Origin of the sequence: Prochlorococcus marinus str. MIT 9313 (assembly GCF_000011485.1) — a bacterium.
In the GTDB taxonomy this organism is placed as follows: domain Bacteria; phylum Cyanobacteriota; class Cyanobacteriia; order PCC-6307; family Cyanobiaceae; genus Prochlorococcus; species Prochlorococcus marinus_D.
The window spans coordinates 1,971,565-1,989,862 of the sequence record NC_005071.1 but is presented as its reverse complement, the minus strand read 5'-3'; the positions used below and the strand labels follow the sequence as shown (position 1 = coordinate 1,989,862).

Below are 18,298 nucleotides of genomic sequence, written 5' to 3'. Positions count from 1 at the left end.
ATTACTGCGAAGCAGTATTTATCTATGGAGGTTGTGCCTAATAACAAGCAATAGCAGGTATTAAATAAGGCTTTTTAAGCAACCTTGCTCATGTGAGTTGTGGTTGCTGGACTCAGCAGCTTCTGCAACATAGAGACAACCTGTTGCTGCTGCTCTTCGCGCAATTCTGGGAAGATCGGCAAGCTCAGCACTTGACTGCAAAGCTGTTCAGTGACCGGCAGGCTGCCTGGGCCTTGGCTTAGGCCTTCATAGGCCGGTTGGAGATGGATCGGGATTGGGTAGTAAATGATGGTGTTAATGCCATGTTCTAAAAGACTTTGTTTGAGCCAATCACGGCAACTGCTATCCGGCAGGGTATTGCTGCCATTGTTTTTTGACGGTTTGCCAAGGCTCTCAGAGTTGCTTTGGTTCATTGGGCAGCTCGTTACCCGCACCACGAATTGGTTCCATGCATGTTGCAGATGGCTTGCTTTTGTTTGATCTGGAAGCTCGAGGCAAGGAAGGTTTGTGAGCAACGTTTGATAACGGGTCGCGATGGCTTGTCGCTTTTCAACCCAGCAAGAAAGCCTTGGTAGTTTCACGTTTAAAACGGCGGCTTGCAGGGCATCCAGTCGGCTGTTGTAGCCAAGTTCTGTATGCAAATATCGACGCGGCATTCCGTGAACAGCGAGTTCTCGCATTCGCTGAGCAAGCTTTGCGTCATGTGTGCTGACGGCTCCACCATCGCCAGCGCCGCCAAGGTTTTTGGTGGGAAAGAAGCTGAAGCAGCCCACATCGCCCCAACTGCCTACGGACCGTCCGTTCCACGCTGCACCACTGGCTTGGGCACAATCTTCGATCACTTTCAGCCCATGTTTGTTGGCGATGGCCATCAGCTGCTCCATGTTGACGGGGCGGCCGAAAAGGTGAACTGGTAAAAGAGCACGGGTGTCTGGGGTTATTGCTGCTTCGATTTGTTCCAGGTTGATGAGATAAGTGTCCGCTTCGACGTCCACGAAGACAGGTGTGGCGCCTACCGAACTGATTGCCTCGGCAGTGGCAAAAAAGCTGAAAGAACAGCTGATCACCTCATCTCCTGCTCCGATATCCAGTGCCCTCAGGGCCAGGACCAAAGCATCGGTGCCGCTGTTGCAACCAACGACAAAAGGCACGCCAAGGGAGTTAGCAAAGGCTTGTTCAAAAGATTCAATTTCGGTGCCGCCGATGTATTGGCCACTGCGCAGCACGCGCAAGACCGCCTCATCAAGGTCAGGCCCCAGTTCGGCTAGCTGTTGAGTAAGGCTAAAAGGGGGCACCTGCATGAGAAGCACCTTAAGCCGAGCCGAAGACGGTTTAGCAGCTTTTGAAGTGGCAGATCAGCCGAACCAGGGGGGCTCTTGTCCTGGGTGCCACTTGATGTTGCAGCCGATTGAGGCCTGCTGGTGGGGAGAGACATCCTGCCCGTTCAAAACGGCATCTAAGGCAGCACGTAGGTCCGATCCAGTCACAGGTGCATCGTTCCCAGGGCGGCTGTTATCCAGTTGGCCGCGGTAGCAGAGTCGCTGCAGTCCTTGTGGAGAGGGGGTAAATAGGAAGAAGTCTGGGGTGCAGGCGGCTTGTAGGGCCTTGGCGAGGCTTTGGTCAGTATCCAGTAGATAAGGGAACCGCCAGCCTTGTTGCTTTGCCTGAGCCGCGAGCTGCTCAGGACCGTCTTGGGGATGAGTGATCAGACTGTTGCTGGCGATAGCCAGAAGCTGCACGGAATCTCCGTAGTCCTGATCAAGATGGGTCAGTTCTTTTTCAATGTGTTTCACGAAAGGGCAGTGGGCGCAGAGCGTCATCAGCAGGAGGGGCTTGGTTGGCAGGTTGCTTGTTTTGATTGTGTTCAGGGCGCCAAGCCCGCCATCGATCTCAAGATTGGTGCCGGGTACCACCTTCAATTCAAACGCCGGTAAGGGGGTCCCGAGAGGCAGCATCGTGGAGGGAGTGAGGGCCATGTTGGGAAAGCAGCCCTTCAATGCTGGTTCAGGATGACTTTGCATGGCTGCATCAATGCCGTGAAGCAAGTCAATGCAAAAGGTAAGACCTTCCTGTTAGTGGCTTTGGCCGTAGTGCTTAACGGCTGTATGACGTCGTCTTCCAAGCCCAGCTGGGCTATTTATCCCTTGCAGCGGCATCAAGCTCATGACGGCCTGGCGGTGGTGAGTGAGCCTGATGGCTATGGCGTGCATCTCTTTCTCGAAACGGACACCAGTGATCCAGGGATCTGTACGCCCCGTTGGTTGCCAGACCCTGCAAGGCTTTTCAATGGCAATGGCAATGCCCCATTCAGCTCAGGGCTTGCGTCTCGTAAGGAATTTTTCGTGGTAGTGGCCCGCGGGGATGTCCGCCGTGCCTTGAAGCGTGAGCTGAAGGCTCTTTGTGTTGATCGGGCACCTAGGGCGAGATGGCGTTGGCAGGAGCCGCCCCGCGCTGCTGATCAGGTGAAGCCTTTGAGATTGCCTGCGTTGGAGGAAGAAGACCTGCTCAGGGATCCAGAAGAAGAGAGGAAGCTTCAGGAGGAGTTGTTAAACGGCAACTGGTCTGGAAGCTGATCGAATAGAACTCTTGGCGACCTTATTCGGGGCATCCAGTGAAACTCGGCGTGGCATGGGAGAGAATCGCTGCCAATGTTCCCTAGTGCGTTCGCTCTGATGCTTCTCGATCTAAGCGGTAAGAAGATCCTCGTCACAGGTATCGCCAACAACCGTTCCATTGCCTGGGGCATCGCTCAACAGTTGAAAGCCGCCGGCGCTGAGCTGGGAATCACCTATTTGGCGGATGAAAGGGGCCGTTCGGAAGGCAAGGTGCGCGATCTCACTGCTCCTCTAGAACCCAGTTTGTTTTTGCCTTTGAATGTGCAGGACAGCAATCAGATCGAGGAGGTGTTTGCTGTGATTGCCCAGCAGTGGGGCCAGTTGGATGGTTTGGTCCATTGTCTTGCCTTTGCAGGCAAGGAGGAATTGGTGGGTGATTACAGCGCCACCTCGGCCGAGGGATTCGCACGCGCCTTGGAGATCAGTGCCTACTCGCTGGCCCCGCTTTGTCATCACGCCAAGCCTTTGTTTAGTGATGGTGCAGGGGTTGTGACGTTGACCTATCTCGGTGCAGATCGTGCCATTCCGAATTACAACGTGATGGGTGTTGCAAAGGCTGCTCTGGAGGCTTCAGTGCGTTATCTCTCTGCAGAACTTGGCCCTGATAAGCAGGTGCGTGTGAACGCGATCAGTGCTGGCCCAATTCGCACCTTGGCTAGTTCTGCGATCGGCGGCATCCTCGAGATGATTCATAACGTTGAAGAAAAGGCTCCCTTGCGTCGCACTGTGACCCAGATCGAAGTGGGCAATACAGCCGCGTTCTTGCTGAGCGATCTTTCCAGTGGTATCTCCGGTCAGACGCTTTATGTGGATGCTGGTTACTGCATTAACGGAATGTGATTTGACTGGCAGCATGACTTCATTTGGATGGGCATCATGACGTCGCTAAGACAGGGGGATGTTCATCGCGTCACCGCTGAAACCGACGTGCTTGTTCGTGTTGGGCTTGATGGCTGTGGTCAGTGCAACGTTTCTACGGGGGTCGCCTTCCTCGATCACATGCTTCACCAGCTTTCCAGCCATGGCCTGCTGGATTTAGAGATCACCGCGACTGGTGACACCCACATCGATGACCATCACACCAATGAGGATGTGGGTATTGCTGTTGGTCAGGCCCTATCTCAGGCACTTGGAGATCGACGTGGCATCCACCGCTTCGGTCATTTTGTGGCACCACTTGATGAGGCGTTGGTTCAGGTCGTTCTGGATTGCTCCGGTAGGCCTCATCTCAGTTATGGCCTGCAAATTCCCGCTGAGCGCATTGGTAGCTACGACAGCGAGTTGGTGAAGGAGTTCTTCGTGGCAGTTGTGAACAACAGCGGCCTGACCCTGCATATTCGCCAGTTGGCAGGCACCAATTCCCACCACATCGTTGAAGCCTGTTTCAAGGCCTTTGCCAGAGCTTTGCGCATGGCAATTGAAATCGACCCGCGAAGGGCCGGTGCAGTACCTAGCAGCAAGGGTGTGCTGGAGCAGGCTGGCGGGCAGAAGAGCTGAATGCTTGGGGAGTGGGGATTTCCTCGCTCGCGGCTGTAAGCCCTTTTGCGTAAGGATTAGTCAATCTTGATCAGCCTTGCAGTGAGCACAGTGAGCGATAGCCCTTCAACAGTGTCCGCGACCTCAATAGATGTACCCGGCGGGTTTGATCGGGATGACTGGGCAAGTGGTTATTGCAATGTTGAGCAAGAGCTCAATGCTGTGTCTTTACGTCCCCTGAGGGGACAGATTCCAGCTGAACTGCAAGGCAGCCACTATCGCAATGGTCCAGGCAGGTTTGAACGCGATGGGCAATGGGTGCATCACCCCTTTGATGGTGACGGCATGATCACTGCTGTGCGATTCAGCGATAGCAAGGCCACGCTGAGTAATCGCTTTGTGCGAACGAAATATTGGCAGGAAGAGGAAAAGGCCGGTCGCTTCCTCTATCGGGGGGTGTTTGGCACGCAGAAGCGTGGTGGGGTGAAGGCGAATGCTTTTGACGTGCGTTTCAAGAACATTGCCAATACCCAAGTGGTTCAACTTGGCGATCAGTTACTGGCTCTTTGGGAGGCGGCTGGCCCGCACGCGCTTGACCCTGTCAGCCTGGAAACTCATGGGCTTTCGAGTCTCAATGGGGTGCTGAAGCCTGGAGAGGCTTTTAGCGCTCATCCCCGCTTCGATCCTGGCCACCATGGCGATCCTCGTATGGTCACCTTTGGTGTGAACACAGGGCCGACTAGCAAGATCCGGCTGATGGAGTTTGCCACTCAGGGCCCAGATGCGGGACGCCTCATCAGTGATCGCACAGACAGTTTTAAGGGTTTTGCTTTTCTGCATGACTTCGCGATTACTCCCAACTGGACGCTTTTTTTGCAGAATGCGATCAACTTCAATCCGTTGCCGTTTGTGCTGGGTCAGAAGGGTGCGGCGCAATGTTTAACGTCTAAGCCTGGAGGCCAGGCAAAGTTTTGGTTGATTCCTCGTGATTGCGGCACTTTTGCTGGGCAGCCGCCGCGCATCTTTGATGCTCCCGATGGTTTTGTTTTTCACCATCTCAATGCTTGGGAGGAGGGGGATGAGTTGGTGTTGGAGAGCATTTACTACAGCGATTACCCCTCGATTGATCCCGGCGAGGACTTCCTCTCGATGGACTTTGACTTTTTTCCTGAGGGTCGATTAGAGCAGTGCCGCATCAATCTTTTGGGGAAAGGAATTGAAACCAAGCGCTTTAGTGAGCGTTGTTGTGAATTTGCGATGGTCAATCCACGCCGAGAAGGGTTGTCGGCTCGTTATGCATGGATGGCTGTGGCAGAGCGTGAAACCGGCTATGCCCCCCTACAGGCGATCAAAAAACTGGATTTGAGCAATGGTGATCAATGCTTATGGAGTGCAGCGCCGCGTGGATTTGTCAGTGAGCCATTGATGGTGCCACGCCCTGGCAGTGAAGCTGAGGATGATGGTTGGCTGTTGGTTTTTGTATGGAATGGAGAGCGTCGTGCCAGTCAGTTGTTGATTTTGAATGCAAACGATTTAAGCGAGCAGGCAGTGCTTGAGATGCCTATAACCATTCCATACGGATTACATGGCAGTTGGGTTGCTGCTGATTGATTGATTGAGTTTAGGGTGTTGATTGGCGAACAAATTCCAAGCTTATTTGGAATTTGTTCGCTCTGAGCTTCAGGATTTGGTTGGTTGACTAGATAAAGTCAATCACATCAGCGGCGAGAAACTCACCCTTATCAACATCCTTCAAGGTGGTGTGAATGCCATCTGCTGTGATCAATAGATCATCACCAACTTGCTTAAAGGAAAGGTCCACTCCATCTGCTACAGAGATGCGATCGTTTTCAGCGAGTGAAAAGGCGATGATCACATCATTACCACGACTCAGCCTGTAGGTATCAGCGCCTCGATCACCTTTGAGAATGTCATCACCGAAACCACCATATAGCCGATCATCGCCATTTCCTCCAGTAACTTGATTATCTCCACCGCCTCCTAGCAAAACATCATCACCACTACCACCAAAGATCACTTCATCTGCAGAGGTTCCAGTTAAGGAATCATCAGCAGCAGAACCAATGATTCTTGGCTCACGCAAGCTCTCAGGAAGAACACCAGAGACTGATTCCGTATACAGCTCAATATCATTGCCATCACCACCTTTGTAGGTAATGAAGAGCTCAAGGATGCCACTGTTATCACTTTCAAAACTCCCGACTGAATCTCCCTCATTGAGACCATCATATTGACCATCGAGATCTCCATCAACTCTAGTAATTACAAATGAATCACCAGCAGAAAGCTGGAAATAATTGATCGCTAAGACACGTAAATCCCCGGCAAGTTCTAGATCGCCAGTAATCTCAATCCGATCGAATTCTGCAAATTTCCACCATCCACCGGCTGTACCTCCTAGTTCTATTTCTGTAGAGCCACCTTTCTTGTAATAGTTGCCATCAACCAACATTCTAGCTGCGGCTTAGGAATTTCCAGGTTTGAGAGTTCCATAGTCTTGCCAACTGCCTAGAATTTTGTCGGAGCCTTGATTTGTTCCATTATTACTAAAGCCTCTTTCGCCTAAATCATTGTTGGCATTATTGATAATCCCGTCGTTGTTGATCGTGCTGAAAGTGTTGTTGACGACCGCGGAATTAGTGTTGATGTTCAGCGTGCCGATGTTGTTCAGCGTGCTGCTGTCGTAGTTATCAAGACTGCTGTTGTTGATATTTAACTTGCCTGCGTTATTCAGCGTGCTGCTGTCATAGTTGCATAACTTGCCATCATCGTAGACGTTCAACTCACCACTCTTATTATTCAGAACCGGTCTTTATCGTACTGCTGCCGTAGCTGTACAACTTGCCACCGTTATTTATATTCAGCTTGCCGGCATACACTTTGAGACCCCCAAAATCATCATCTTCGCCTGGCGGCGTGTCACCACACTTGTTGTTTACCGTACCGCCATTGTTGTCTAGCGTGCCTCCCCCTTCGTCACCGATGATCTGCAGGAAACTGAGGTTATTCAACGTACTGCTCGCGTCGATATCGAGCCTGGAGCGAGCCTTTATGCACAGCCAGGCGTTGTTGTTCAGCGTACCGCTGTCATAGAGATATATCTTGCCACCATCAACTGAACCCGATGCTTCTGGGAAGTGAGGTGCATAAGTGCAAAAGAGGACGCCTTGGTTGTTTATTGTTCCGCCCTTGTTTTCCAGCGTGCCCAAGTTATAAAAAGCAAAAGTTTGGGTGTTTTACAACACGTTATTGTTTATCAGCATTCCGAAGTTCATCAAAGAACTCATGTTATGCACTATGCCGTCGTTATAAATCGTGCCCGAATTTTTCATTTCGCCGCCACTCTCCCCTACGCGAACATTAAGTAGTGCCATGATATTTATTGCGCCGCTGTTGTACAGGGCGCTGCTTTTGTCGTTATTCAGCAAGCCGTTGTAGCCGATTGTCAGCGTGCCGCTGTTCTTTATCGTGCCACCGTCGATATTGTTCAGCTCACTCTTTTGTCCTTTCTCGGGCGATTGCACCGTCAGCAGACCGTTACTCACCAGCGTGCCAAGATTTTGATAGATTTCCTCGTTATAATCGCCATCTCCTACAGTATATATAGAGCCTTCTGGATTTGGATTTGGAAAGATCTGATTAGCCAGTAATGTGAAGTTTGGATTGATTGATGATAGGGCAATATTCTATAGGCACCGCAAAGCATTGCGGCTTTGTGTTGACTTGTGACCATTGCTATTCAATTGATCAATTTTGTTGGAGAAAGTAAAAGGGAATCCATTGCTCTCCAGTCATGTTTGGTTGTGAATTGGCGCCTTTGCTATGTAATTCATTCACACTTTGATGGCTCAAGGGCGCTAGATCTAAATTAGAGATCTGAATCTCAAATGTTTTCAGCTTCGATGCGGTTGTTGTGCTCTCCTTTGATGTTTGGCTTGCTTGTTGGCTCTAGTGGATTGATGGGCTTAGCAAGCTCGCCTGCTCATGCTGGTGAGCTTCGATGTGATGGCACTTTGCTGCAGCTCAGTGTTCGTGAAAGTGGAGTGCTGCGTTCAGATCGCTTTCGTTTTTCCTTGCAAGTTGAAGCCGAGGGGAAAACTTCATCGGCAGCCATGGATCAGCTCAATCAGCGCTTAGCCACAGTTCGCAGTCGCGTGCGGCCACTCAGCCTGGGCGATCTAAAGATTCCTGCTCCACGCAGTTATGCCATGGATGGCAATAGCGGCAAACCACTCTTGCAGCGTGCTTTTACCAGCGTCAGTGGTGAGGTGGGCCGATCCAATTACGACGCGTTGATTCAGATCGCAGGCAGGTTGCCTGGCGTTGATTTGCAAGGCATGTCTTCACGTGCTGATCTTGCTAGCGAACAGCAATTGAAGAATCAGTTGTTGCGTAGGGCTCTAAAGCAGGGCAAGCATCAGGCTGAAACCACCTCTGATGCACTTGGCCTCAAGCAGGTGAGATTGCTACGCATTGATCAGCGTGCTGGGAGGGCGATACGCCCGCTCAGTTTTTCAAAAGCAGCAAGCTCAAGCTTCAATCCCGACGAAGCACCGCAGCCGCGCCAGTCGCTCACGCTGAATCTCGATTACTGCTTGTCTTGAAGACAAACAGATTCGCAGCCAATACATTTTCCTGGATGTCTTCAATGACTTGATGCGCGATCGCTTGCTTTGGATCCTCAGCCTGCTCTTCGTGGCCTGGATGGTTTGGTCTGAAACGAGCTTTCAATATTTCGATCAATCGCTCGCTGATGAGCTTGCTCTCTCCTCTGCTGATGTTGCCGTTGTGGGGGGAGCCTTCCTGCTGCCCTATGGCCTCGTTCAGATTCCTGTCGGTTGGGTGTTGGATCGTGGCCGTGCCGAACGTTGGCTGTTACTCGGCGCCATCACGGCTACTGCACTGACTTTGGCCTTCGCTCGAGCTGAAACCCTTGATGGCTTGATCATCAGCCGCGCTGGCATGGGTCTTGCTTGTGCTGTTGCCTTCCCGGCCTCAGGGCTGCTTGCGAGGCGAACCCTGCCGCCGCAGCGTTTTGCCTTGGCGATGGGTGCTACCGACAGCCTGCTTGGTTTTGGCGCCGCCTTGGCTGCCTTGATGCCTGTCTTGATCCATTTGGGCTCCTGGCGGCAGCAGGTGACGTTGCAGATCATGGTGCTGGCTTTGCTGGTGGCAACACCGTTAGTTGTCGTGGTTGTTGCCAGCTCGCAGCAGAGTCGTGCAAAGCCAAGCCAATCGATCCGCGAACGCCAAGTTGCTGATCATTCAGGGCGCTGGAGTGCCGATGCCATCAAGAAGGTTGTTCATGCGGCCTTGATTTATGCCTGGGGTGCTGGAACTCTTTTTGGCTTTTGTCAATATGGCTTGCTGTCCGAGGTTGAGGGGTGGAGCGGTTCCCTCAAGGTGGGCGTGGGCATGGTTCTTTCCCTCTTTACATCCGTAGGAATGCTTGGGGCAGGTTGGCTTGGCAGTCATCAGTCCAGGCGTGCTCCCATCTTGTTGGCGGGCAGCTGCAGCGCCGCCGCCGCTCTGCTGGTCTTGGTGGCGACCAACCCTCAATCCGTCATCGTTTTGATTTTGGCTGGAGCCATTCTTGGTCTGGGCCTTGGTACGAGTGTTTTGGCTTTTCCTCTTGCAGAAGCTGAAGCTCCTCCAGCTCAAACGGCTCTTGTTGTCGCTTTTGTGAATACAGCAGGCACGTTGATGGGAGCGTTGATGATCATGCTCTCTGGGGTATTGCTGCAGGTATCGACCCCTGGCAATACAACTCTGGTGGTGTTGACCTACGGCAGCCTTGCTTTGTTGGGGATCATTTTGGCTGCCTTGCTTCAGATCAACACCATCAAGCGATCTGCTCAATTCCTTAGTTGAGAGTGGATTGATTGTTTAGCGATTCGGTGGTCTCGCGTTTAGGGCTTGTTTTGTTTGTGGAGCAGTTCTTGCAGGGCTGGATCTAACAGGGCAAAGGCGCAACCTCTGTGGCTCCATTGGCGTTTTTGCTCAATAGTCATCTCTGCAAAGGTTGTGCCGGTTGCGTCGACTTCGAAGATCGGGTCATAGCCGAAGCCCTTTTCTCCTCGAGCTGCGTGGGTGATTAAACCTTCGCAGCGGCCTTCGACCTCCAGTAAAACTTCATTCGTCTCAGATGCGATGCAAAGAGCAGCGCTGAAGTGAGCGCGGCGATCATCGATCCCTTTGAGTTCTTGTAGTAGGCGCTCAATCCTTAGGGCATCACTCGCGGCATAGCGGGCTGAATACACCCCAGGGGCGCCTGCCAGTGCCTCTACGCTGAGTCCGGAGTCGTCTGCGAGGGCCCATTGCCCCGTGGCTTGAGCAACTGTCAAGGCCTTGATGCGTGCATTTTCTGCAAAGGTCTGGCCTGTTTCTTCCACGGCAAGATCTTTGGGTTGGGCTTGCACGCTGAGCGGCAGGTGAGCCAGCAACTGACGGAACTCGCGAATTTTGCCAGCATTGCCGCTAGCGATCACCAGCACCCGCTCTGTCAATTCATTGCTGCTCATGTTCGTTCTGCGAGCTGCTTTGCCCAGTTCAGAGCTGCTTTGACGTCTGTCTCGCTGGGAGCTTCGCAGTAGATCCTGAGCAGGGGTTCGGTGCCGGAGAAACGCAGCATCAACCAGTGGCTAGGTCCAAGTCGAAATTTCACGCCATCTGTACGGATCACGGTCTGAACGGGTTGATCAGCAACTGTGGCTGGAGGGGTTTGCTCAAGCAGAGTTTCTAGTCGTTGTCGCGAGTCCATGTCAGCAAGGCGTAGATCGAAGCGTTCGTAAAAACTGCTCCCCCTACAACGCTCTTGCAGGGCTTTCATGCGTGCGCCGAGGGGCTGCCCTCCCTCCACAAGTGCTTCCAGTACAAGCAGGGCTGCAAAGAGGGCATCCCTTTCAGGTAGGTGCATTCCGAAGCCCACCCCTCCTGATTCCTCACCTCCCACCAGCACATCGCCGCTGAGCATTTCAGCGGCGATGTATTTGAAACCAACCGGTAGTTCCAGCACCTCCCGGCCTAGATCCTCAGCAACTAGACGCATCAGGTCAGAGCCACTCACGGTTTTTACAACCTTGCCTGGCAGTTGTTTGGCTCGGGCGAGGTGGTCAATCAGGAGGGGCATCAGCAGCTGGGTGCTGCAGAAGTTGCCAGCTTCATCTATGGCTGCAATGCGGTCGCCATCGCCATCGAACACAAGACCCACGGCGGGTTGTCCGGTAGCGCTGGAGGCCTGCACAGCTGCGATCAGCTGGCTCAGATATGGGGCGAGGGGTTCGGGCGGGTTGCCGCCGAACAACGGGTCGCGCTGGGCGCGAATTTCTTGAACCAAGCCCTGGTTGTGCGGGTCCAGTAGCTCGGCAATGCAACCCGCTGCTGAACCGTGCATCGGATCGATGATGACCTTGAGCCCCATCTTCTGCAGGCCCTTGATCAGAGACGTTAAATCGAGCTTCTCTCGCAATCCTTTGAGATGCTGTCCACGCCCATCAAATCGCTTGGTAATCCCATTGATGGGTACTGAGATCCCTCCGGCAGCAAGTCGCTGTTCCACCGCTGCGGTGAAAGTGTCTTCCACTGAGCCGCCAAAGGCCCCCTTGATTTTTAGCCCTAACCATTCCGGCGGATTGTGACTGGCTGTCACCACTAAGGCGCCAATGGCCTGATGTTGAACGACTGCCCAGCTGCAGGCAGGTGTCGGCACAGGCGTTTCGGTGAGTAAGGGCTCCAGCTCACAGCCGCGCACGGCGGCAGCAATGGCCTCTGCCATTTCCGGAGCTAGAAAGCGGCGGTCGTAGCCGATGATCACTGAGCGGCTTTTGAGTTCTGTGGGTGCGCGATAGGCCAGCTCCTGTGCAGCAGCAGCAGCAACGGTTAACAACCTTTCGACTGTGATATCTACGCCGATGACCCCGCGCCAACCGTCGGTACCGAAGTGGATGGGGGCCGCGGCCAGCGGCAGGGGGGCCGATGCCATAAATGATCAACTAATGGACTGGATCTAGCAGGCAGCCACCGTAACGTCGGCTGATGGGTGCCACCCCTCTCGCTGCCAACGTTCTGACTGATCGCTTGCTGCGTAGTTGGCTGCGCTGTCGTCGTAGGGCTTGGTTAGACCTTTATGGCGATGGAGAGCAACGGCTCTGGACTGCTCACCGCACTCTGCAACTTGATGATCAGCAGCGCAACTTTGTTGCTTTGTTGCCGCGCAAACCATGCAGGGGTCTAGACGGTTGCAGTCAAGGCTGCCCAGGGGTTGTGGGGCTGAGGCTTAAGGGGGTTGGTCCTGCGGGGCAGTTATTGGAGGCCCATCCGCCATTGCTGCAGAGGGTCGAGGGGCAAAGTCGTTGGGGGGCATTTGCTTACCGACCGGTGCTTGCACGTCAGGGTCGACGCTTGACCAGAGAGCATCGCTTGGCTTTGGCCCTTGCTGGTCGTTTATTGGCACCGCTGCAGTCGGCTCCCGTGCCTGAAGGCTTGGCTTTGGCCGGAGCTGGTCGCAGTCTTCACATGGAACGAGTTTCATTGCTGGGCGGGCTGCAGCGGCAGCTTGATGATGTCCTGGTCAAGTTGGCCGCAGACCTCGAGCTGAGTGAGCCTCCGCCTTTGGTTGCTGATCGGCGTAAGTGCAAGTTGTGTTCCTGGCGAGGTGTTTGCAATGCCGTGGCTTCTGTAGAGGGACATCTCAGTGAGGTGAGCGGTATCGGGACTCGTCGACGGCAGATGCTTCAGGAACTGGGGATCCTTGGTTTGCAGGATTTAGCGGCAGCCGATCCGAATGAGCTCGGAAGTCGTTTGCAACATTTCGGTGAGCAGCACGGGGAAGTGGCTTGTGAGCTTGTCGCTCAGGCCCGGGCTCAGCGGGATGGTCGTTATGAGCGCTTGGACTCCGCATCAGCTTTACCGGAACTGGCCACTGCCCCTGGCGTGTTGTTGTACGACATCGAATCTGATCCAGATGCTCGCGATGATTTTCTGCATGGTTTTGTCCGGCTGGGCCGCAGGCCAGATGGCAGTTGGGATTTAGAGGGCGCGCAGTATCACCCCTTTTTGGTGCTTTATGAGCACGGCGAGGCACGTTGCTGGCAGCGGTTGCAACGCATGCTGAAGAGTTATCCCGACTGGCCAGTGATGCATTACGGCGAAACGGAGTCTCTAGCTCTTCGCCGTATGGCTAAGCGGCAGGGAGTTGACGCGGCTGAGTTGAGTGCACTGAGCAAGCGCATGATTGATGTGCACGATCGGGTGCGGCGTTCTTGGCGATTGCCTTTAAACAGCTATGGGTTGAAGTGCGTGGCGAGTTGGCTGGGATTTTGTTGGCGTCAGGTGGGTGTCGATGGGGCTCGAGCTCTGCTTTGGTGGCGCCAGTGGCGTGGTTCAGGTCTTCAAGATCGCGGCAGTTCCTATTCCCTGCGTTGGATCTTTGATTACAACCACGATGATTGTCTCGCCACTTGGGCCGTGGCGGCATGGCTGTTAAAGCAAGACGAGCTGTTAAAGCAAGACGAGTAGCTGGGCATCGTCAAGCCATGTTCAGTCATTCATGGGTGGAGTCACAAATCCCGTAGGAATGGAGAGGCGCACTCTTGTTGAGTCTTCCGCCAGGCATAGTTCAGCCTCTGTTAGCGACTTGCGGCGCACCAAGGCCAAGCCATGGCTGCCTGTTGAGGCTTGGTCTTGCATCACTGAAGTAATGACCCCTGCTCGATTGTTGACACCTGCCTCTGGCTCAAGATTGATTAGTTTTTGGCCTACGGCAATCGGGCGGTTGGCTTGCCAGTAGCGCAGTTGTTGTTTGATACCACCGCTGTTGGCCAGCTTGGCCAAGGTTTCCTGCCCCAAGTAACAACCCTTACTGAGACTCACCCATGCGGTTAGTCCCAGTTCAAACGGGTTTGTATCGCCATTGATTTCACCAGGTTCAAGGGGCAGGCCTTGCTTGAGTCGCCAGCTTTCAATTTGATCTGCACTGGCCTGCTGCATAGCAGCCCATTGCTTTGGCAGTGGTTCGTCTGGCAGCAGCCAGGTCACCTCAGGAGTTTGCTCCTGTTTGAGTTGGGCCAGTATCTGCAGGCGTCGAATTGGCTTGCTCGGCTTCAGTCGAACCTGGTCTGCAGGGAAGATCACCTGTTCAAATCCCGTCGCGACGGCGTTGTGATCGCCGGCGAGAACAAGCACATCTGCACCTCTTTCATCCAGACGAATCTCCAACAGCGCCCGCACCCTTCCTGTGGCGGTGAGCCAGCAGCAGCGCAGCAGGGAGCCTGTTTCGGCAGCCAGCAGATCGGCACTGGTCTGGCCGTGAAGAAAGTCTCGACTACCAGAACCCTCCAGCCTCAATAGGGGTTTAAGGGCGTCCCATCGTTGCTTGCTCGAGCTGCTCATGTCTCTGTCTCCAGCTGTCTGGCCCGCTCAGCGACCTGATTGAGCTGGTACAAACTGACAAGCTCTAACTCAGCAGCATTCAAGGCTTCTTCACCACCTTCTTGTCGATCGACGATCGTGACGACGCGTGTCACCAGATAGCCCGTCTCACGCAGCTGTTGCACGGCTTTGAGTGACGATCCGCCTGTGGTGACAACGTCTTCCAAAACGGTGATGCGTGCACCGCTGGGAGGTAGTGGACCTTCAAGCCAAGCAGCGGTGCCATGGCCTTTGGCTTGCTTTCTCACGATTAGCGCATTGAGAGTGCGTTCCGCTTGTGCTGCTGCCATCGCTACTGCACTCACCAAGGGATCGGCGCCGAGGGTGAGGCCAGCGACACAAACAGCATCGGGCTCTACATATTTGAGTAAGGCCAGGCCGAGCAACGCCAGGCCAGATCCACTGAGGCTGACTGGCTTGCAGTTCACGTAGTGGTTGCTTTGGCGACCAGAGGCCAGGGTGAAGTCTCCATGGCGGTAGGCCTCTCGCGCTAGCCGGTTGAGCAGCTCATTGCGGCAGGCCTCCGCCGATGGGGGAAGAGGGCTCATTGGGCTGGTGCGTTAAGGATTCATTGCCTAGTTTGCGCGTAGCCGTGTTTTTTGCAGTTATGGCTTGGGTGTCCTTCCATAAGCTAAGGATGCTTGGTTTGGCCCTGGTGACACCATTGGCAGTCACTGGATGGGGTGGCGGTTTGGCCTGGGCGAGGCCTGTGGTTTGCACCACGACTCTTGAAGCACCGGATGCCAACCAGTCGTCGAAGGGCCCTGTGGAGGTGAGCCAATGTGGACCGCTGGAATCCACTGGTGCCTTAATCGAACGTCGTTTTTACAGTTGGACAGCTCCCTATGTCCGGGGTGTGGATGTGCTTCATCAGCTCACGGATATGCTCGGCATCGCTGTGGCCGGTCAAGAGGGCAATCGCTTGATGGGATTTGGTTTCCCTGATCAGACGATCATCTGGGATGGTTCTGCTGTGCAGAACACCTATCAGGTGCTTCTAGAAGAGCAGAGTCCTTCCCTACCTTGGCGAACTGTTGATATCTCCAGCGGTTTTGACAACAGCCTTGCGGGGGATGTTCCTTCAGAAATTGTCATGGTGGAGGATGGTCCTGAGATGAATGTGGCGCCTGAGCCCTTCACTCCTATCCGTGGCATGTGGTAGATCCGTGATTGAGGGGGTCTAGCAATCTGGTGAATGCAGCGAACTCATAATTCGCCTAAGGCGAGTTCGATCCTCGCGACCCCCATATTTTCTTCATTCAATGAGGTTGTTTTTCCTGGCTTTATTGCTGGTTCTACCGGCTTTTTTCGCGGCTGGAGAGGTTGCCTTGTTGCGGCTGCGGCCTAGTCGAGTACAGGTTTTAGTGGAAGAGCAGCAGCCCGGAGCTTCCGCCGTTCATCGTCTTCAGCGCCGTTTGAGGAGGGCGTTGATGGTGTCTCAACTGGGTGGAATGCTGGCGTTGGTAGCCCTGGGCTGGGTTGGCCGTGGTGTTGGACATCGCTGGTGGCCTCTAGCTGATCCTGCTAGTCGCTGGTTGGACGGGGGGCTTTTTCTGCTGCTTGTGGTGTTGGCCACCTTGTTGGCTGGTTTTCTTCCTAAGGCCTGGGTGCTGAACCGTCCAGAGGCTGCAGCTCTAAACCTCGCTCCATTGTTGGAGATGGTGATGCGTGTGCTTGCTCCCCTTTTGGCTCTTCTGGAAGCTGTCGCTTCGATGATGTTGCGGCTGGTTGGTTTGAATGCACATTGGGATTCTCTTGTTCCTGCTCTCTCTGCTGGTGAGCTGGAGTCTCTGATCGAAATTGGTGGTGTAACAGGCCTTCGTCCTGATGAGCGCAACATCCTTGAAGGTGTTTTCGCCTTGCGCGACACTCAAGTTAGAGAGGTGATGGTGCCACGTTCTGGCATGGTCACCTTGCCTGTTGGGGTCTGCTTCGCTGAACTGATGAGAGTGGTGCATAGCACCCGCCATGCGCGCTTTCCAGTGATCGGTCAGTCCCTAGATGATGTCAGGGGTGTGCTTGATTTACGTCGGTTGGCGGAACCCATCTCCCGGGGTGCTTTGCAGGCAGAATCTCCGCTTGAACCTTTTTTAGAACCAGCTGTAAGGGTTCTTGAGACCAGCACTTTGGCTGAATTGTTGCCGATGATCCGAAGTGGACAGCCTCTACTGCTTGTCGTTGATGAGCATGGCGGTACCGAAGGATTGGTTACAGCTGCCGATCTCACTGGTGAGATCGTGGGCGATGAGCCCCATGCAGACGACGATGAGCCTGATCTTGAGCTGATTGAGGGTCAGTCAGACACATGGATGGTTGCAGGAGATCTTGAGATCATTGAGCTCAATCGACAGCTCAATCTGGACTTGCCTGAAGCTGATGGACATCACACCTTGGCTGGCTTTCTGCTTGAAAAGTTGCAACACATCCCTTCTGCTGGAGAGGCCTTGCGCTGCGATGGTTTGCAATTCGAGATCGTCACGATGAAGGGTCCTCGTATCGAGCGTGTGCGACTGATTCTTCCCAGTCACGATCACACTGAGGAATGATCGTTGATAATTTCCCCGATGCGCCATGGCCTGCCGATGACCGATCCCATGGTTCCGGTGAAGGTCGGTGTGATCGGGATTGGCAATATGGGTTGGCATCATGCCCGTGTGCTCAGTCTGCTTAAGGATGCGCAGTTGGTGGCAGTCGCTGATCCCGATCCTGAGCGTGGTCAGCTGGCAACTGAACAGTTTGGATGCGATTGGTTCCCTGACTACCACAGCTTGCTAGGCGAGGTCGAAGCCGTCTGCATTGCTGTGCCGACATTGCTTCATCACAAGGTCGGGCAGGCCTGCTTGGAGGCAGGCCTGCATGTGTTAATCGAAAAACCGATTGCGGCCAGTCAGGAGGAGGCATCCGCATTGATTGTGGCGGCGAATAAGGCTGGACGGCTCTTGCAGGTTGGCCATATTGAACGCTTTAACCCTGCCTTTCGAGAGTTGATCAAGGTGGTGGAAAATGAGGAGGTTGTGGTTCTTGAGGCTCGTCGCCATAGCCCCCATGGTGACCGAGCGAATGATGTGTCGGTGGTGCTTGATCTGATGATTCATGACCTCGACTTGGTTCTTGAGCTGGCGGGTGCTCCGGTGGTAGGTCTGGCTGCTGCAGGGGGCCGCACTGCCGAGGGCCCGATCGATTACGTCAATGCCACGCTTGGCTTCAGCAATGGTGTGGTGGCTAGCCTCACTGCTAGCAAGATGAGCCACCGCAAAATTCGCAGTCTCAGTGCCCATTGTCGGGGCAGTCTTGTTGAGACTGATTTCCTGAATCACACCCTGCATATACATCGTCGTGCTCATGAGTGGTATTCAGCCGATCACGGTGAGTTGTTGTATCGCAATGACGGTTTTATCGAAGAGGTCAGCACGACTTCTATTGAGCCTCTCTATGCCGAGTTGGAGCATTTTCTTCAGTGTTTGCGAGGTCGTGAGACACCAGCCGTTGATGGGGAGCAGGCTTCGCGCGCGCTTCGTTTGGCTGACCTGATTGAACATGCCGTCGAACACCCCGGCATGGGGCTTTCCTTGGAGGAGCCCATCTGAGTCGTTAGCAACACATCCGTCCAACAACCCTCTCGGCTCGCACAGCGCTACTTTCTCAGGGGCTTCTTTGCAAATCGGCTGTTGCTCCATTCGCTTGCTTGTGGCGATTGGGCTTTGGACTCCATCGATTGCGTTCAAGGTTTAGAGCACTAAATTTTCAACCTCAGTTGT

20 protein-coding genes and 1 tRNA gene are annotated in these 18,298 nt (G+C 53.9%); 11 read left to right on the top strand and 10 right to left on the bottom strand.

Translation table 11 applies throughout. The annotated features are described in order from the left end of the window. Positions 1-74: 74 nt before the first annotated feature. Positions 75-1,301, bottom strand: a complete 1,227-nt coding sequence (locus AKG35_RS10080; RefSeq protein ID WP_011131250.1) for a DegT/DnrJ/EryC1/StrS family aminotransferase — start codon at positions 1,299-1,301, stop codon at positions 75-77. Between the two features lie 54 nt (positions 1,302-1,355). Continuing rightward, positions 1,356-1,976 carry a thioredoxin family protein gene (locus AKG35_RS10075; RefSeq protein ID WP_236069592.1) on the bottom strand — a complete coding sequence of 207 codons (621 nt, stop codon included), beginning with the start codon at positions 1,974-1,976 and terminating at the stop codon, positions 1,356-1,358. Between the two features lie 33 nt (positions 1,977-2,009). Between AKG35_RS10075 and AKG35_RS10070 the strand changes: the two genes are divergently transcribed. From AKG35_RS10070 to AKG35_RS10055, 4 genes are all read left to right on the top strand, one after another. After that, positions 2,010-2,573 (top strand): hypothetical protein, encoded by a 564-nt coding sequence (locus tag AKG35_RS10070; protein ID WP_052646194.1) that lies wholly within the window; start codon positions 2,010-2,012, stop codon positions 2,571-2,573. A gap of 99 nt (positions 2,574-2,672) precedes the next feature. Continuing rightward, entirely contained in the window at positions 2,673-3,455 is a 783-nt protein-coding gene (fabI, locus tag AKG35_RS10065; RefSeq protein ID WP_011131247.1) for an enoyl-ACP reductase FabI, read from the top strand. A gap of 27 nt (positions 3,456-3,482) precedes the next feature. Beyond that, entirely contained in the window at positions 3,483-4,112 is a 630-nt protein-coding gene (hisB, locus tag AKG35_RS10060; RefSeq protein ID WP_011131246.1) for an imidazoleglycerol-phosphate dehydratase HisB, read from the top strand. Between the two features lie 66 nt (positions 4,113-4,178). After that, on the top strand, positions 4,179-5,702 hold the full coding sequence (locus AKG35_RS10055) for a carotenoid oxygenase family protein (RefSeq protein WP_011131245.1): 1,524 nt from the start codon (positions 4,179-4,181) through the stop codon (positions 5,700-5,702). Between the two features lie 88 nt (positions 5,703-5,790). Here AKG35_RS10055 and AKG35_RS10050 read toward each other — a convergent pair whose 3' ends face one another. Genes AKG35_RS10050 through AKG35_RS10035 form a run of 4 tightly spaced genes read right to left on the bottom strand, consistent with a single transcriptional unit; the run spans position 5,791 to position 7,657 of the window. Beyond that, entirely contained in the window at positions 5,791-6,564 is a 774-nt protein-coding gene (locus tag AKG35_RS10050) for a calcium-binding protein (protein ID WP_011131244.1), read from the bottom strand. 12 nt (positions 6,565-6,576) lie between these two features. Further along, entirely contained in the window at positions 6,577-6,894 is a 318-nt protein-coding gene (locus tag AKG35_RS13565; RefSeq protein ID WP_041384691.1) for a hypothetical protein, read from the bottom strand. Positions 6,895-6,907: 13 nt separating this feature from the next. Further along, positions 6,908-7,321 carry a hypothetical protein gene (locus tag AKG35_RS10040; RefSeq protein WP_011131243.1) on the bottom strand — a complete coding sequence of 138 codons (414 nt, stop codon included), beginning with the start codon at positions 7,319-7,321 and terminating at the stop codon, positions 6,908-6,910. A 27-nt stretch (positions 7,322-7,348) separates the two neighbouring features. Continuing rightward, the gene (locus AKG35_RS10035) at positions 7,349-7,657 is read right to left on the bottom strand and encodes a hypothetical protein (protein WP_011131242.1); all 309 of its coding nucleotides are present in this window, start codon (positions 7,655-7,657) and stop codon (positions 7,349-7,351) included. A 357-nt stretch (positions 7,658-8,014) separates the two neighbouring features. Between AKG35_RS10035 and AKG35_RS10030 the strand changes: the two genes are divergently transcribed. Together AKG35_RS10030 and AKG35_RS10025 are read left to right on the top strand one after the other, a co-directional pair. Then, entirely contained in the window at positions 8,015-8,716 is a 702-nt protein-coding gene (locus AKG35_RS10030) for an SIMPL domain-containing protein (protein WP_236069591.1), read from the top strand. A 52-nt stretch (positions 8,717-8,768) separates the two neighbouring features. Beyond that, on the top strand, positions 8,769-9,983 hold the full coding sequence (locus AKG35_RS10025) for an MFS transporter (RefSeq protein WP_011131240.1): 1,215 nt from the start codon (positions 8,769-8,771) through the stop codon (positions 9,981-9,983). Positions 9,984-10,021: 38 nt separating this feature from the next. Here the strand turns inward: AKG35_RS10025 and rdgB are convergent, their stop codons facing one another. Then, positions 10,022-10,633, bottom strand: a complete 612-nt coding sequence (rdgB, locus tag AKG35_RS10020) for an RdgB/HAM1 family non-canonical purine NTP pyrophosphatase (protein ID WP_011131239.1) — start codon at positions 10,631-10,633, stop codon at positions 10,022-10,024. After that, positions 10,630-12,093: a phosphoglucomutase/phosphomannomutase family protein gene (locus tag AKG35_RS10015; RefSeq protein ID WP_011131238.1), complete on the bottom strand. Its 1,464-nt coding sequence runs from the start codon at positions 12,091-12,093 to the stop codon at positions 10,630-10,632. Before AKG35_RS10015 ends, rdgB begins: the two co-directional genes overlap by 4 nt. A gap of 53 nt (positions 12,094-12,146) precedes the next feature. On the opposite strand from AKG35_RS10015, the gene AKG35_RS10010 reads away from it, so the two are divergent. Continuing rightward, the gene (locus AKG35_RS10010; protein ID WP_011131237.1) at positions 12,147-13,628 is read left to right on the top strand and encodes a TM0106 family RecB-like putative nuclease; all 1,482 of its coding nucleotides are present in this window, start codon (positions 12,147-12,149) and stop codon (positions 13,626-13,628) included. 21 nt (positions 13,629-13,649) lie between these two features. Here the strand turns inward: AKG35_RS10010 and AKG35_RS10005 are convergent, their stop codons facing one another. Both AKG35_RS10005 and pyrE read right to left on the bottom strand, forming a co-directional pair. After that, a complete protein-coding gene (locus AKG35_RS10005; protein ID WP_011131236.1) occupies positions 13,650-14,501 on the bottom strand; it encodes a YgfZ/GcvT domain-containing protein in 852 nt (283 codons plus the stop codon). Further along, the gene (gene pyrE, locus AKG35_RS10000) at positions 14,498-15,088 is read right to left on the bottom strand and encodes an orotate phosphoribosyltransferase (protein WP_011131235.1); all 591 of its coding nucleotides are present in this window, start codon (positions 15,086-15,088) and stop codon (positions 14,498-14,500) included. Before pyrE ends, AKG35_RS10005 begins: the two co-directional genes overlap by 4 nt. Between pyrE and AKG35_RS09995 the strand changes: the two genes are divergently transcribed. From AKG35_RS09995 to AKG35_RS09985, 4 genes are all read left to right on the top strand, one after another. Further along, complete coding sequence (locus AKG35_RS09995) at positions 15,088-15,702, top strand: hypothetical protein (protein WP_011131234.1); 615 nt, start codon at positions 15,088-15,090, stop codon at positions 15,700-15,702. The genes pyrE and AKG35_RS09995 overlap by 1 nt on opposite strands. A gap of 12 nt (positions 15,703-15,714) precedes the next feature. Then, a tRNA-Ile gene (locus AKG35_RS13045) sits at positions 15,715-15,787 on the top strand. A gap of 15 nt (positions 15,788-15,802) precedes the next feature. Beyond that, a complete protein-coding gene (locus tag AKG35_RS09990) occupies positions 15,803-17,086 on the top strand; it encodes a hemolysin family protein (protein WP_011131233.1) in 1,284 nt (427 codons plus the stop codon). 36 nt (positions 17,087-17,122) lie between these two features. Beyond that, complete coding sequence (locus AKG35_RS09985; protein WP_041375225.1) at positions 17,123-18,127, top strand: Gfo/Idh/MocA family protein; 1,005 nt, start codon at positions 17,123-17,125, stop codon at positions 18,125-18,127. Positions 18,128-18,298: the final 171 nt, after the last annotated feature.

Coding starts and splice junctions, on each gene's coding strand:
- hisB (WP_011131246.1), top strand. CDS start 3,483: ATGGGCATCATGACGTCGCTAAGACAGGGGGATGTTCATCGCGTCACC.
- AKG35_RS10070 (WP_052646194.1), top strand. CDS start 2,010: ATGACTTTGCATGGCTGCATCAATGCCGTGAAGCAAGTCAATGCAAAA.
- AKG35_RS10050 (WP_011131244.1), bottom strand. CDS start 6,564: ATGTTGGTTGATGGCAACTATTACAAGAAAGGTGGCTCTACAGAAATA.
- pyrE (WP_011131235.1), bottom strand. CDS start 15,088: ATGAGCCCTCTTCCCCCATCGGCGGAGGCCTGCCGCAATGAGCTGCTC.
- AKG35_RS10075 (WP_236069592.1), bottom strand. CDS start 1,976: ATGGCCCTCACTCCCTCCACGATGCTGCCTCTCGGGACCCCCTTACCG.
- fabI (WP_011131247.1), top strand. CDS start 2,673: ATGCTTCTCGATCTAAGCGGTAAGAAGATCCTCGTCACAGGTATCGCC.
- rdgB (WP_011131239.1), bottom strand. CDS start 10,633: ATGAGCAGCAATGAATTGACAGAGCGGGTGCTGGTGATCGCTAGCGGC.
- AKG35_RS10080 (WP_011131250.1), bottom strand. CDS start 1,301: ATGCAGGTGCCCCCTTTTAGCCTTACTCAACAGCTAGCCGAACTGGGG.
- AKG35_RS09985 (WP_041375225.1), top strand. CDS start 17,123: ATGACCGATCCCATGGTTCCGGTGAAGGTCGGTGTGATCGGGATTGGC.
- AKG35_RS10005 (WP_011131236.1), bottom strand. CDS start 14,501: ATGAGCAGCTCGAGCAAGCAACGATGGGACGCCCTTAAACCCCTATTG.
- AKG35_RS10015 (WP_011131238.1), bottom strand. CDS start 12,093: ATGGCATCGGCCCCCCTGCCGCTGGCCGCGGCCCCCATCCACTTCGGT.
- AKG35_RS10030 (WP_236069591.1), top strand. CDS start 8,015: ATGCGGTTGTTGTGCTCTCCTTTGATGTTTGGCTTGCTTGTTGGCTCT.
- AKG35_RS10025 (WP_011131240.1), top strand. CDS start 8,769: ATGCGCGATCGCTTGCTTTGGATCCTCAGCCTGCTCTTCGTGGCCTGG.
- AKG35_RS09990 (WP_011131233.1), top strand. CDS start 15,803: ATGAGGTTGTTTTTCCTGGCTTTATTGCTGGTTCTACCGGCTTTTTTC.
- AKG35_RS10010 (WP_011131237.1), top strand. CDS start 12,147: ATGGGTGCCACCCCTCTCGCTGCCAACGTTCTGACTGATCGCTTGCTG.